General features: G+C 47.8%; 16 protein-coding genes. 12 read left to right on the top strand and 4 right to left on the bottom strand.

Features of this window, described 5'->3' with window-relative positions:
- Nucleotides 1-27: 27 nt before the first annotated feature.
- Nucleotides 28-1,497 (bottom strand): 4-hydroxy-3-polyprenylbenzoate decarboxylase, encoded by a 1,470-nt coding sequence (gene ubiD / locus AC121Z_RS14940; RefSeq protein ID WP_498124959.1) that lies wholly within the window; start codon nucleotides 1,495-1,497, stop codon nucleotides 28-30.
- Between the two features lie 123 nt (nucleotides 1,498-1,620).
- Between ubiD and AC121Z_RS14935 the strand changes: the two genes are divergently transcribed.
- From AC121Z_RS14935 to AC121Z_RS14905, 7 genes are all read left to right on the top strand, one after another.
- On the top strand, nucleotides 1,621-2,139 hold the full coding sequence (locus AC121Z_RS14935; protein WP_498124958.1) for a hypothetical protein: 519 nt from the start codon (nucleotides 1,621-1,623) through the stop codon (nucleotides 2,137-2,139).
- A gap of 13 nt (nucleotides 2,140-2,152) precedes the next feature.
- Nucleotides 2,153-2,395: a TIGR02647 family protein gene (locus AC121Z_RS14930; RefSeq protein ID WP_100658689.1), complete on the top strand. Its 243-nt coding sequence runs from the start codon at nucleotides 2,153-2,155 to the stop codon at nucleotides 2,393-2,395.
- 150 nt (nucleotides 2,396-2,545) lie between these two features.
- A complete protein-coding gene (locus AC121Z_RS14925; RefSeq protein ID WP_498128271.1) occupies nucleotides 2,546-3,172 on the top strand; it encodes a tetratricopeptide repeat protein in 627 nt (208 codons plus the stop codon).
- A 75-nt stretch (nucleotides 3,173-3,247) separates the two neighbouring features.
- Nucleotides 3,248-5,686 (top strand): ribonuclease R, encoded by a 2,439-nt coding sequence (gene rnr / locus AC121Z_RS14920; protein ID WP_498124956.1) that lies wholly within the window; start codon nucleotides 3,248-3,250, stop codon nucleotides 5,684-5,686.
- A gap of 2 nt (nucleotides 5,687-5,688) precedes the next feature.
- The gene (gene rlmB / locus AC121Z_RS14915) at nucleotides 5,689-6,429 is read left to right on the top strand and encodes a 23S rRNA (guanosine(2251)-2'-O)-methyltransferase RlmB (protein WP_498124954.1); all 741 of its coding nucleotides are present in this window, start codon (nucleotides 5,689-5,691) and stop codon (nucleotides 6,427-6,429) included.
- Nucleotides 6,430-6,957: a DUF1569 domain-containing protein gene (locus AC121Z_RS14910; protein WP_498124953.1), complete on the top strand. Its 528-nt coding sequence runs from the start codon at nucleotides 6,430-6,432 to the stop codon at nucleotides 6,955-6,957.
- A 419-nt stretch (nucleotides 6,958-7,376) separates the two neighbouring features.
- The gene (locus AC121Z_RS14905; protein ID WP_498128269.1) at nucleotides 7,377-8,882 is read left to right on the top strand and encodes a DUF4397 domain-containing protein; all 1,506 of its coding nucleotides are present in this window, start codon (nucleotides 7,377-7,379) and stop codon (nucleotides 8,880-8,882) included.
- 16 nt (nucleotides 8,883-8,898) lie between these two features.
- Here AC121Z_RS14905 and AC121Z_RS14900 read toward each other — a convergent pair whose 3' ends face one another.
- Nucleotides 8,899-10,386 carry a sensor domain-containing diguanylate cyclase gene (locus AC121Z_RS14900; protein ID WP_498124951.1) on the bottom strand — a complete coding sequence of 496 codons (1,488 nt, stop codon included), beginning with the start codon at nucleotides 10,384-10,386 and terminating at the stop codon, nucleotides 8,899-8,901.
- Nucleotides 10,387-10,660: 274 nt separating this feature from the next.
- On the opposite strand from AC121Z_RS14900, the gene AC121Z_RS14895 reads away from it, so the two are divergent.
- A complete protein-coding gene (locus tag AC121Z_RS14895; RefSeq protein ID WP_498124949.1) occupies nucleotides 10,661-11,212 on the top strand; it encodes a hypothetical protein in 552 nt (183 codons plus the stop codon).
- 73 nt (nucleotides 11,213-11,285) lie between these two features.
- Here the strand turns inward: AC121Z_RS14895 and AC121Z_RS14890 are convergent, their stop codons facing one another.
- Together AC121Z_RS14890 and AC121Z_RS14885 are read right to left on the bottom strand one after the other, a co-directional pair.
- Nucleotides 11,286-11,495 carry a hypothetical protein gene (locus AC121Z_RS14890; RefSeq protein WP_498124947.1) on the bottom strand — a complete coding sequence of 70 codons (210 nt, stop codon included), beginning with the start codon at nucleotides 11,493-11,495 and terminating at the stop codon, nucleotides 11,286-11,288.
- Between the two features lie 17 nt (nucleotides 11,496-11,512).
- Complete coding sequence (locus AC121Z_RS14885; RefSeq protein ID WP_498124945.1) at nucleotides 11,513-11,818, bottom strand: hypothetical protein; 306 nt, start codon at nucleotides 11,816-11,818, stop codon at nucleotides 11,513-11,515.
- A 369-nt stretch (nucleotides 11,819-12,187) separates the two neighbouring features.
- On the opposite strand from AC121Z_RS14885, the gene rplN reads away from it, so the two are divergent.
- The 4 genes from rplN to rpsN are packed head-to-tail and all read left to right on the top strand — an operon-like array spanning nucleotide 12,188 to nucleotide 13,756.
- Complete coding sequence (gene rplN, locus AC121Z_RS14880) at nucleotides 12,188-12,556, top strand: 50S ribosomal protein L14 (RefSeq protein WP_100644285.1); 369 nt, start codon at nucleotides 12,188-12,190, stop codon at nucleotides 12,554-12,556.
- 12 nt (nucleotides 12,557-12,568) lie between these two features.
- Nucleotides 12,569-12,883: a 50S ribosomal protein L24 gene (gene rplX, locus AC121Z_RS14875; RefSeq protein WP_100658700.1), complete on the top strand. Its 315-nt coding sequence runs from the start codon at nucleotides 12,569-12,571 to the stop codon at nucleotides 12,881-12,883.
- A 16-nt stretch (nucleotides 12,884-12,899) separates the two neighbouring features.
- On the top strand, nucleotides 12,900-13,439 hold the full coding sequence (rplE, locus tag AC121Z_RS14870) for a 50S ribosomal protein L5 (RefSeq protein WP_100644272.1): 540 nt from the start codon (nucleotides 12,900-12,902) through the stop codon (nucleotides 13,437-13,439).
- A gap of 11 nt (nucleotides 13,440-13,450) precedes the next feature.
- Complete coding sequence (gene rpsN / locus AC121Z_RS14865; protein WP_100644270.1) at nucleotides 13,451-13,756, top strand: 30S ribosomal protein S14; 306 nt, start codon at nucleotides 13,451-13,453, stop codon at nucleotides 13,754-13,756.
- Nucleotides 13,757-13,768 lie beyond the last annotated feature (12 nt).

Raw genomic sequence — 13,768 nt, 5'->3', positions numbered from 1 at the left:
TAATTGGGCCAGTTGTGCTGTGCGGTATTATGACAATAAATCCATTTCATCCCAAATCGCATCGACTTTGGCTTTTACCTTTTCATCCATGACGATGGGAGTCCCCCATTCGCGATCGGTCTCACCGGGCATCTTATTGGTGGCGTCTAGGCCCATTTTGGAACCCAAGCCGGAAACCGGCGACGCAAAATCCAAGTAGTCGATCGGGGTATTATCAATTAAGGTTGTGTCACGCGAGGGATCCATGCGGGTGGTGATTGCCCAGATAACATCTTCCCAATTGCGCGCATCCACATCATCATCACATACGATCACAAACTTGGTGTACATAAACTGGCGCAAAAACGACCACACCCCAAGCATCACACGCTTGGCATGACCGGGGTATTGCTTTTTCATGGTCACGATTGCCATACGGTAAGAACAGCCTTCTGGCGGCAAGTAAAAATCCACAATTTCCGGGAACTGCTTTTGCAGGATCGGTACAAACACTTCGTTCAATGCTACACCCAAAATGGCTGGCTCGTCCGGTGGACGGCCGGTATAGGTTGAGTGATAAATTGGATTGTGACGATGGGTAATATGCGTCACGGTAAATACCGGAAACTCATCGACTTCATTGTAGTAACCAGTGTGGTCGCCATAGGGACCTTCTGGCGCAACTTCGCCTGGTTGGATGTAACCCTCTAACACGATTTCAGCAGACGCCGGGACTTGCAAATCATTGCTAATCGATTTGACGACCTCAGTTTTGTCGCCGCGCAACAATCCCGCAAACGCGTATTCGGATAGTGTATCAGGCACCGGTGTGACTGCCCCTAAAATAGTGGCAGGATCAGCGCCTAGGGCAACGGATACCGGATAGGGTTGATCAGGGAATTGCTGGCAATGCTCGCGAAAGTCTAACGCGCCACCACGGTGGGAAAGCCAACGCATGATCACCTTATTCTTGGCGATCACCTGCTGGCGATATATACCCAAATTTTGGCGCTTTTTGTGCGGCCCTTTGGTAACGGTTAACCCCCAGGTAATTAACGGTGCCGCATCACCCGGCCAACAGCGCTGAATGGGTAACGTTGACAAATCCACGTCATCGCCGCTGATAATATTCTCTTGGCAAGGGGCTTTTTTGAGTACCTTGGCCGGCATATTCAACACTTGTTTGAAGACCGGTAATTTTTCCCATAGATCTTTTAATCCTTTCGGCGGCTCCGGCTCTTTTAGGTAAGCCAATAGTTTGCCAACGTCGCGCAGCGCGGCCACTGAGGTTTGCCCCATACCCAGCGCGACGCGCTCGGGCGTACCAAATAAGTTAGCCAGTACTGGGATCTTGCTACCTTTGGGATTTTCAAACAAGATCGCTGGACCGCCAGCACGCAGTGTGCGATCGGCGATTTCAGTCATTTCTAAATCGGTATCAATCGGCAAAGTAACGCGTTTTAATTCACCGCGTTGCTCCAGTTTTTCAATGAAATCGCGCAAGTCTTTGTATTGCATATTGAATAGGGTCGGTTTTCTGACTACATTTTTAATCTACGAGTATACCAGTTAAAGCCAGTTTCTGATCATACTGCGTAATATTTAACGCGAATGATTGCCGATTGGCGAGGAAGCAATGCTATGGGAGTTTTACTTCGCCACCTTGTTATGCTGTCAGTCGCGTTAGTTGCTAACGGTGCTGTGCGCGCCCAGACTCCGCCTACGCCATGTCAATCAACCGAGTATCGACAGTTTGATTTTTGGCTCGGTGATTGGCAGGTGACACAACCCGATGGCACTGTCGCTGGGACAAACCGAATTTCCTCTGCCTACAATGGCTGTGTTTTACAAGAGGATTATCAGGTGAATGGTCAACCGTTTGGCGCTAGCCTCAACGCCTATGATCGTGCGACGGGACAATGGCATCAAACCTGGATGGATAAAAATGGCACGGTTTTAAAATTATCCGGTGGCATTGAGCAAGGAAGTATGGTTTTATCAAGTCACGTCACCGCCGCTGACGGCAAGCCAGCAACCCATCGGATCACCTGGCAACCCCAGCCCGACGGCACAGTGACACAGCATTGGCAATATAAACTAGATGAGAGCGAGGAATGGTCTACCTTGTTTTTGGGGATCTACACGCGGCAGTCATCGTAATACGGAGCATTGAATGTCTTTTAACTCAGATATGCTGGATGAGCTCAACCTGTTATTGAAATTTCCTACTGAAAGCCTAATGCAAGGGCTCAAGATCCATCATGATGCCAATCAGTCGGTGATAGATGCTGCCGAGCGTTTGTACGCCAAAGGTATTATTACCCAGCGCGATGGCGGTTATCTAACGGATCTCGGGCATGACCTAATCGAACAGGCACAGCGTTTGCGTTTAGCGTTGAGCCCGAAGTCGCACTAACCTGGTATTTAGCTGCTAAGTTCAAGTCAGCGGTTGCAACGCCGATATACTAAAATATATCTGTCAGCATCGGTGTTGGTGTTGTGACTTTTTTGAGTTGAACCAAAAGGGTTTGTTAGCATGTTCGGCAATACATTAACTTCATCTTTGATTAAACGCTTGGCATTGTGGCTAGGGGTATGTGGAGTGGTGCTCTCAAGCACCTCATTGCACGCACAAGAAGTCCGTGCTGTGCAATTGTATTCGCAAGATGAATTGATCCGCTTGATCAATGCCAATCAGCACCTTGACCGTGTTGTACTTGATCGTTGCCAGCTGGTTCAGGATATTCAAGCCCGAGCTGAAGTGCTGACCGTCCCGGCTTATCAATTCTTATGGGGTGATATGCTGGCTTGGGGTGTGTGTGTTGATGCCGAGCCCGCGCGGGGTGTTGAACTGATGCGCAACGCGGCAAATCAAGGGTTACCCGCAGCATTGGAGCAACTGGGGCGTTACTATGCGAATGGCACGCTGGTGCAGGAAGATAAAAAACGTGCAGTAATATACCTACGTGAGGCCTCTGCCTTGGGTAACATGAAAGCGCAAATGCAACTGGCTGATTTATTTATCGCTGGGCACGGCAGCCCGTATGATTATCAGGATACGTATCATTGGTTATATAACGCGATTACAGCCGATAAAGAGACTCATGCGCGTATCGCCAAGCAGTTAACCGCGTTAGAGAAGCTGATGCACCCCAAAGCCGTGCAAGCGGCGCGTAAACCACTCGATAGCTAAGCGCGAAGATAAGATCACGTTAACCCTGACAATAGGTTATAATGGCGCTTATGCAAGTAATTAGCGACCCAATCAATGAGTGACGATCCGCACTATCAGCGCGAGAAATCCCAGTACGAAAATCCGGTAGCCAGCCGCGAATATTTAATCGAAATTCTTAAAGACAGTGCCGCGCCACTGTCGTTCTTAGAGATCTGCCAACGGGTAAATGCCAATAGCGAGCCAGAGCGTATCGGCGTACAGCGCCGCTTACGAGCCATGGAGCGTGAAGGGCAGGTGCAGTTTACACGGCAGAAGAAATACGTAGTCGCCGATATCAAGCAAACGGTCGTTGGCCGGGTGATTGGTCATCGCGATGGTTACGGCTTTTTGCGCCCCGACAACGGTGAGAAAGACCTCTTTATCAGTGCCGGGCAAATGCAGGTTTTGTTGCACGACGATGTGGTCGAGGCGCACGTGTCGGGTACTGATCGTAAAGGTCGCTCGGAAGCACGTATCATGCGGGTGGTTGAACCCCGCAGCGAACCCTTAGTTGGGCGTTATTTTGTTGAGCATGGGGTGGGGTTGGTGATCCCCGATGATAGTCGTATTCCATTTGAAATTCTCATTCCACCCGAGAACAGCCATGGCGCAAGGCAAGGCCATGTGGTTGTGGTTGAAATTACCCAACGCCCGCGCCGCAGCATCAATCCGATCGGCAATGTGACAGAAGTCCTGGGTGAGCACATGGCGCCCGGCATGGAAATAGAGATGGCGCTGCGTAGTTTTGATATCCCCCATGTATGGCCGGATGCGGTGACGAAACAGGTTGCCAAGCTGTCGCCTGAAGTAGACGAAAAGGCGAAGAAAAACCGGGTTGATCTGCGTTCATTAGGTTTGGTTACCATTGATGGCGAAGATGCGCGTGATTTTGACGATGCGGTGTATTGCGAACCTTTAGATAACGATGGTTGGCAGCTGTGGGTGGCAATTGCTGATGTCAGTTATTATGTGCGCAATGGCACAGCTTTAGATGCGGAAGCACAACAACGGGGTAACTCAGTGTATTTCCCTGAGCAAGTTGTCCCCATGTTACCCGAAGTGCTATCGAACGGATTGTGCTCATTAAATCCGGATGTTGACCGTCTGTGTATGGTGTGCGAAATGACCATCACTGCACAAGGTAAAATTCAGAATTACCAGTTTTACGAAGCGGTAATGAACTCTAAGGCACGTCTAACCTACAATAAGGTTTGGAGCATACTGCAAGGCGATCCTAAGCTAACTCAGCGTTACGATGCGAACGTGAGTAACCTGCAAGAGTTGTATCGGTTGTTCAAAGCATTGAAGAAAAGTCGCAATCAACGTGGGGCTATCGAATTTGAGACCAATGAATCTAAGTTCGTGTTTAATGCGCAACGAAAAATTGAAAACATTGTGCCGTTGGTGCGCAATGATGCGCACAAGCTGATTGAGGAGTGCATGATTGCAGCTAATGTGTGTGCTGCTAAATTCCTCGAAAAGCATGAAGCGCCAGCATTATACCGGATCCACGACCGGCCGGATGCTGACCGACTCACTACCTTCACCTCGTACCTGGCCGAAGTCGGGATCCATCATCGTATCAACGAAGATGCAGAACCTCGCGACTTCACTGAAATTGTTACGCAAATTCAGAATCGCCCTGATCAAGAATTGATCCAGACCATGTTGTTGCGCTCAATGAAACAAGCGGTATACGACTGCGACAATATTGGCCACTTTGGTTTGGCACTGGATGCTTATGCACACTTTACCTCGCCAATCCGACGTTACCCTGATCTCGTTGTGCACCGTGCAATTAAAGCCGTGATCGCGAAACAAGCGGGCAAACGCCCCACGTCAGGTGGCAAGAGCTACACCGTGGAGGAAGTTGAGCAACTCGGAGAACAATGCTCAATGACGGAGCGCCGTGCCGATGACGCAACTCGTGATGTCGCAGATTGGCTCAAGTGCGAATTTATGTTGGATCATGTGGGCGACACTTTCGAAGGCGTCGTTGCCTCGGTAACGAATTTCGGGCTATTCATTCGTATTACTGAGTACCACATCGATGGCTTGGTACACATTACGTCATTGGAAAATGATTACTACCATTACGATGAAGTTAAGCAGTGCTTAGTGGGCGAGTCGCTGGGGCGAGTATATCGTTTAGGTGATGCGGTGTTAGTTAAAGTGGCAGCAGTCAACCTGGATGAACGCAAGATTGATTTGATCCTTGATCTCCCTCACCGCGAGCGCAAGCGTTCGAGTGGTAAACGGAGTGTGAATGCAAAGGGTAGTACTAAACGCCAATCTTCGGCGAAGCCAGAGCACAAACATACGAGCAAAGCGAGTGATGACCAACCGCGCCGGTCGAAAGGCGGCGGTCATAAAACCAAGCAACGGGGTGACAAACGAACGGCTCACGGTGATAAGCAGCCCGGTGGCAAACCTGCAGCTCGCAAAGGCGGCAGTAAAAAGAAAAAATCCAATGCGAAGAGGCGTCAAGGCTAAATATGGCGAAAACAGATTGGTTATATGGCATTCATACATTATCGAGTGTGTTGAGCAATGAACCGGAACGTGTACTCGAAGTCTTTGTACTGAAAGGGCGTGATGATGAGCGCCTACACTCCCTGATCAACTTAGCGCGCAAGAATGGCTTGTCAGTGCAGTTTTGTGCGCGCAAGACCTTGGATGACTTTGTGCGTGGCGAGCAGCATCAGGGGATCGTTGCGAAGGCAAAGCCAGCAAGGGTTCTAGATGATGCGGATTTAGACCGTTTGCTGGATAGCGTTGAACAGCCGCTGTTGCTCGTGCTCGACGGTGTTACCGATCCGCATAACATTGGCGCCTGTTTACGCACCGCCGATGCGGCGGGGGTAACAGCCATGATTGTACCTAAGGACAAATCGGGTGGGCTAACCCCCACTGCACGTAAAGTCGCGGTTGGTGCTGCCGAGTCACTGCCGTTTATTCAGGTCACTAATCTGGCGCGCACCTTAAAGCATTTGCAGCAACGCGGCATTTGGGTTGTAGGCACCGCAGGCGAAGCGGAGCAATTAATTTATCAGCAAGACATGACTGGACCGATGGCTCTAGTGATGGGTGCTGAAGGCAAGGGTATGCGTCGACTGACCCGAGAGCATTGCGATAGCTTGGTGAAGCTGCCCATGGCAGGCAGTGTGAGTAGTTTGAATGTCTCAGTGGCGACCGGCGTTTGTTTGTTTGAAATCGTGCGCCAGCGAGGGCTGTAGATGCAGCGTCGAACTTTCCTTAAAAGTGCAGGTTTAGTTGCGTTGGCGGCGACAACCAGCGCTTGCAGGAATGAGCAGGCGAGCCAACGTCTCAACGTTGCTGCCATGATTGAGTACTTGCGTGGCTTAAAATCTCGCCAAGTGTTGTTGTTTAAGGGACCCTGGCCTGCATTTGCCACCTTTACCCATTTGGCTCAGAGTATTGAGTTTGCGATGATTGGCTTCCCTGAACACAAATCAGATGGCTTTAAACGCTGGGTTGGGCAGCCAGCCTTTTGGATATTTAAACAAGCTGGGGCGATGCAGCATAACACTGCCGAAGCGATCCCTGGAGCACCAGAGCTTGATGTGAACAATACCGATCCAGTGGCCATCAATCAGTCTATCGATCGATTGATACTAGCACTCTCAACCTTTGCCACGTTCACTGCCACCCAACCGCATTTTGCCTATGGCGATTTAACGCATGATGACTACATGCTTGCGCAGCTGATGCACATTAACGATCATCTCGCGTTGCTTGATTAAGAGCGTGGCGATTTAGCGATCAGTTTCCAGCACACAACTCCCCCTACACCAGCGGCAAGCAGCGCTTGCATTGAAAAATCAGAAATTGCGGATATCGCAGCGTAGGCCGTAAAAGTAAGAAATACAGCAATTGCTATTTTATGTTTAGAGATTCGGCTCATAACTTGTTAAGACGAGTCAATTTATCTATTTGCCACAGTTTAACGCTATCTATAGAAGATCATACTGTTCTAAAAGACGGAATTACTCAGCAACCAACCATTCGCGCGGGTTCGCAAATTCACTACGCAACAAGGTGTTTCGTAAAGGTAATGTAAGCATGTGTAAAGTTATGTAAAGCTGCTGAACCTTCTTTTCTTATTGCTGACTCACCGTTGAATTCAATGACCAGTAAATGGAGATTAGTACCCGTGAGTAATATGCAATCAGCGCAATGGTGTAAATTTGTCTGCCTTCCCCTTTTTTTGCTCGCAATGAGTGGCTGTGGGTCCAGCGATGATGAAAGCGAAAGCGGTTGGGTTAAGTTTTATAACGCTTCGCCTGATTCCCCTGCGATATATTTAACCCTAGATGAAGATTTAGATGAGGATTTTGATGATGAATTTGAAGAAACTTTCTCGGCGGTCAACTTAGGTAATGCCCTAAGCAATCGGGAAACACCCACCGGCAACTACTTTTTCGAACTAGGTTGGAACGATGAAGGAAGCACAGCACGCGCGGACCTCGATGTACTTGCAGAAGGAACACTAAACGTCAGGACTGAAACCATTAGTTTAGTGGTGTTGGCGCAGACGGTCGCAAATCCGGCCGTGCAGATTTTTGATATTCCAATCATCGATGATGAGGAGGATACCAATAATGATTTATTTAACTTGCGACTACTAAATGTGACAACTCAAGCTGATGGAGTTGATGTGTATATTTCCAATGCTGACGAATCCTTTAATGAAGCAGTCTTGTTAGCGACTGCAAATTACATGACGCTGACGGATAATATTAAACTCGGCGAGGATACCTATAAATTTTACCTTACCGCACCTGGCACAATGGACGTGTTGTTTGAATCTACGGAGGTACAGTACCTCTACAGTTCGCAATACGTTTTGATGATCCGCACCAATGATGGTGCAGGAAACTCTCCCTATGTTATTGACAATGTTGGGAACACCTCTACTGCAAGCTACTACGACACCAATGCGGAAGCGCGTCTGCGGGTATTTAATGGTGTGCAAGTTTCTCCCTACCTGCCAGACTACTCGGGCTCGATTGATACCTTGATAACCTCTGCAACGGCGCAAAATGCCTACTCGTTTACTGGTCTTCCGGCCGGTGCTATTAGTTCTTCACAGCTTGTTGATAATGGCGACTATAGTTTAACTTTAAATGATGCCACTCTTGCTGAAGAGCTCGCCAGTAACGTCCTGTTAAGTTTGCCGGAAAATACCGACCAAACCCTATTTCTATATACGATCGAAGAGTACCTAGATGATGATAATGACGGCAATTATGATGAGGACGAAGATGGCATTATCGATGGGATCGAAGTAAAGCTAAAAACGTTGTTGGTCGAAAACAGTGTGCGCGAGCGCGCGTATGATCATGAAGTTAAGACAGTTAACATTGCGTACACTGAGGATTTCACTCGTGTAACCTTTTACTTTGTAAAGAGTAACGAGAATATAGCGAACGCTGAGTATCGACGCACTACGATCACTGGCAATGCGGAGAGCATCGTATTGCCCAATAATACCTATGATGTGTTTGCTATTGCGAGTGTTGATGGTACAGATATTATTCTTGATAGTGGCGTTCTAACGTTAAATGTAGACTCCAGTGAAATGTATCTGCTACTTGAGGCTGACCTGACTCGCAGCAGTGGCGTAGCAATGCGGTTTGTTCCACAAGTCGAGCTAGTTGAAAATTAACGGGAATACTGAGCGATCAGTTTGATTTTTCGAATACATGAAATTCAACCTGGTCGCGCCCTTTTTGTTTGGCGGCATACAGTTTTTTATCAACCAGCGAGAGTAATTCTGAGAGTGTTACCCCGCGATAGTTGACGCTAGCCTGTGGAATATAAAGCACCCCAATACTGGTGGTTAAAACATCAGAGACGGGAGAAGTTGGATGGGTTATGGCGAGCTCGCGGATAGCTCTGCACAGCGCTTGCGCGCGGTCTTCGGCGAGTTCAGCATTCTCTGCCTGTACAATAAGAGCAAACTCTTCACCACCGACGCGAGCACATATTTCGCCTGCTCGTCGCGTGAATGAAAGTAGCTTTTGGCCTACCGCATGCAGCGCCTTATCACCCTCTGGGTGACCGAGTGAATCATTAAAGCCTTTAAAATAATCCAGGTCTAAGGTGATTAAACAAAACGGTTCATGCATGCGAATAGCATGGTGCCAGGCCGCTGACGCATGTTCATCGAAAGCGCGCCGATTGGCAATCCCAGTCAGACTGTCGGTCATCGACAATGCGATGAGTTGTTGCTTTTGTTGTGCGACCAAATCGATAGATCTGTTAAAAGCTAAACGCATGTGTTCAAGTTCGATTACCGGCATGGGTTGCGGTAATGGAGTGAGGCTTTCCTTTGCGACCATGGCTTTAATTTGATTAGTGTTACGCCACAGGGGTTTGATTAAACGTCGATCGATCGCCAGCATCAAAATTGCTGGAACTAGGATAAGAAGCAGTAAAGTGAGCACTTCTGACCAACCGAGCAGTTCGGGTACGCTGAGCGGGTCATGGGTAATCGTCACCAACATAATCGGCGTACCCGCAAAATCGTCGAGCAAGCGTTTACGCTCCAATTGAAATCCCTCGACCAATTCAGGGGTCGCTAAACTAACCACGCCATGCGTAGCTGGATCCGAGAGTGAGGTTGGGGTAAAGCGTAATTGCAAGCGAGTGATCGATTCTAGCGCCGCAACTTGTTCATTCGTAATGGCCTGCACGAACATCAAATAGCCGGCCGGCTCGGCATCCATATTACTATTGGTGATGTATTGAACGGCAAAGGCAGCGGGCCCTTGTTGGGTTGCCAGCCAGCCACTTGACTGCCATGGCGAACCTGGTGCTACATTATGGGTCATAAACACGGCAGGCGCCGTTTGGGAAATAGCGTCAGCGTCAACCAAAACTTCGTTAATTAAGTCGTACCCTTGAGCAATGACGAGCTCAAAATCACGGTCAAATATCACAACAGCGAGGAGATCAAACGTCTCAAATGTCGATGACAGTATATTGTCATCCACGAAGCTTTGGTTGTTTTGTGGATCACGCACATAGTCGTAGGTTTCGGTCCAGTGTGCCCAATCGGTAACGATGGCTTGCAGACCGTCAAGGCTCTTATCAAATCCCTTGTTTAAGCTTTCGAGTTCACGCCGTTGGTGCTCTTCGATTGTGGCCAGATCACTCGGATATTCCACAAAGACGCGGTAAGAAACGAAGACCGCAACAACAACCGCGCTGTAAATCAAAAGGAAATATAAAATGTAGCTACGAATCGAATACAATAGCAGTCTCGTGCACAATTTTACGTTGTTAAAAGCATAGTTTACAAATCAAATAAACGTCCAATTAATGCGGCCAAACGTTTCTATATGCATACCCATCGGCTTGCTTTATTTATGTCGCCGGAAGAGTTTTGCATTCATGTGAAGGATAAATTAACCTCAAAATGAATCTTTAAAGGAATACTCTATGGCGCGGTTCAACTTACAGGACATTGCTAGCTTTGTAGCGGTCTTAGTGGCCGTTGTTGCGTTGTACGTTGGCTGGGACCAATCCAGAATAATTCGCAATCATCAGCACGCTGATGTTTATCCTGTGATTGAAATTAAAAGTCAGTTTATCACTCAAACATTAGAAGATGGCAAGCAATACCGTATGTTGCAGCTCGATTTACTCAATGCAGGAGTTGGACCCGCCTTCATTGAATCGGCGCAATGGGACATTGGCGATTTCACCATTGGTCATACTGCTGATCTCGCGAACGCGTTACCCAAGAATTTGTCTCCCGCAGCTGAATATCAAGGCTCGATCAAGGGTTTTGTACTGGCGCCTGGTAATAGCGAAAATGTTTGGCAAATTGCATTTCCTTTAGATGAAGAGAGTAGAGCATTGACCGACGAGTTCATGCAGGATTTCTGGTCTATGGATCTACAGGTTTGCTATTGCTCATTGTATGAGCGCTGCTGGATAAGCGAATATAACGCCGAATCAGCAAGACCTCGCTCTGTAAAAGCCTGCTGACTATGTGGGGTACATCGAACAGAACGAGAGTAAAGTTTATGACGGCATGTGTAGCAGCCATAAGGGAGCTGAGTCAGGCTTGCTTGGATGGATTTAGCAACCATCGTTGCAGTTTTGGATAAAGCTCAATGACGGTTGCTGCGCTCAACACCGCTGCCCATGTCAGCATTGTTGCAGGGTCATCAATATCGAATAACCATACCAACAAGCCTATAAATGAAAGGCTGATTATGGTGGCACAAAAAACGGCCACTCCTTTTACCCCGGCATGACTAAATTTCACGTTATCACCTCGTTTATTTATTCGTCAGTTGTTTCAGAGTCGACCCACTCTTTTACCGCACCGTTTGCAGCTGCGCCAGCGTATCCACCAACTGCATTAAAACCGCTAGCACCATAAATAAAGCCCCCTACCGCAGATCCTGCGAATCCGCCCAAGCTCATGCTGCCAGAGACACCACCGGCAATGGAATAAGTAGCCATTGCACCGAGCGCGCCAGCGATGCCCATCCCCACATTTGCTAGGAAGGCACCGTTAACTTTATGTAATTCATCATCGGTCAGTACCAGCAACTCTGCAGAGTGTAAGTTAATATCCATATTCATAATCAATCTCCTTTTGCGTAAACCTCGTTGCTGAGGTCAGTGTATTGTGCTCGAACTAGTAAAAACATCTACTGAACTTTGGTTGGGATTATGACACTTTATACGGGACCTGAAATTTGCGTTGTTCGTTGACTTACTCTAACGCCAAGAATCGCATGCTTACTATGGATTGCGACGAATATATCAAGTGCGCATTTGCGACGGCGGATTGTTTAAAAATAATTCAAAATTCGACTGTCCCTGCGAATTCTTTTCTGTTATCATTTCGCGCCCTTTTTATCGGGGTACGGTTAAAAATTGGACGAAATGTCCCGTTTTTAGCAGCTTTAGTGGCTCATTGGAGTCGTAATTTAACAGCGGAGCACTAACATGATCCAAATGCAAACTAACCTGGATGTTGCCGACAACAGCGGCGCTCGCAGGGTTCAGTGTATTAAGGTTCTTGGTGGCTCGCATCGCCGTTATGCACATATCGGTGACATCATCAAAGTTACCGTCAAGGAAGCAATTCCTCGCGGTAAGGTAAAAAAAGGTGACGTACTGAATGCAGTGGTGGTGCGTACGAGGAAAGGCGTTCGTCGTCCAGACGGTTCAACTATCCGTTTTGATAACAACGCAGCTGTCTTGTTGAACAACAACAAGCAACCTATTGGTACGCGTATCTTTGGCCCGGTTACCCGTGAGCTTCGTGGCGATTCGTTCATGAAGATTATCTCACTGGCCCCAGAGGTACTATAAGGAGTCACGATAATGGCTAATAAAATTCGTCGTGATGATGAAGTAGTCGTATTGGCAGGTAAAGACAAGGGCAAGACTGGTAAAGTCAAAAAAGTCCTAACGTCTGATAACCGTGTCATTGTAGAAGGTGTGAATGTCATCAAGAAACACCAGAAGCCAAACCCTCAATTGGGTGAAGCTGGCGGTATTATTGAGAAAGAAGCATCAATTCACGTTTCAAATGTAGCGATCGTTAACCCGGCAACGGGCAAAGCTGATCGTGTTGGTTTCCGTTTAGAAGGCGAGAAGAAAGTTCGTTTCTTCAAGTCTAACGGCGAACTCGTTTAATTTATTGGAGAGTACGATGGCGAAACTGCATGATTTCTATAAAGAAACAGTAGTAGCTGAACTTGCGAAGCAGTTCGGGTACAAAAGCGTCATGCAAGTCCCTCGGATTGAAAAAATCACTCTAAACATGGGTTTAGGTGAAGCTGTAGCTGACAAGAAGGTGCTTGAGAATGCTCAAGCTGACATGACTGCAATTGCTGGTCAGAAGCCGATTGTTACTGTAGCACGCAAATCTGTCGCGGGTTTCAAAATCCGTGAAGGTTATCCGATTGGCTGTAAAGTAACCCTGCGCGGCGAGCGTATGTGGGAATTCCTTGAGCGTTTAATCTCAATTGCAATCCCACGTATCCGCGACTTCCGTGGTTTAAACCCGAAGTCGTTCGATGGCCGTGGAAACTATAGCATGGGCGTTCGTGAGCAAATTATCTTCCCTGAAATCGATTTTGATAAGGTAGATAAGATCCGCGGTATGGATATCACTATCACTACTAGCGCAAACACGAACGAAGAAGCGCACGCATTATTGTCTGCGTTTAACTTCCCGTTTAAAAAGTAAGGTGTAGGGTTATGGCAAAAGAATCAATGAAAGCTCGCGAAGTGAAGCGTTCTAAGCTTGTTGCTAAGTACGCAGAAAAACGCGCAGCATTAAAAGCGATTATCAGCGATGTTAACGCCTCTGAAGAAGAGCGTTGGGATGCTGTTCTAAAGCTACAATCACTACCGCGTGATTCAAGTCGTGCACGTCAACAAAACCGTTGCCGTATCACGGGTCGTCCACACGGTTTCCTACGCAAATTTGGTCTAAGCCGTATCAAGCTTCGTGAAGCTGCGATGCGCGGTGAAGTCCCTGGCCTTAAGAAAGCCAGCTGGTAAGGAGTAGCTGAT

The organism is Alteromonas sp. DYW1, from assembly GCF_059752595.1.
This window is presented reverse-complemented; position numbering and strand designations above follow the sequence as displayed.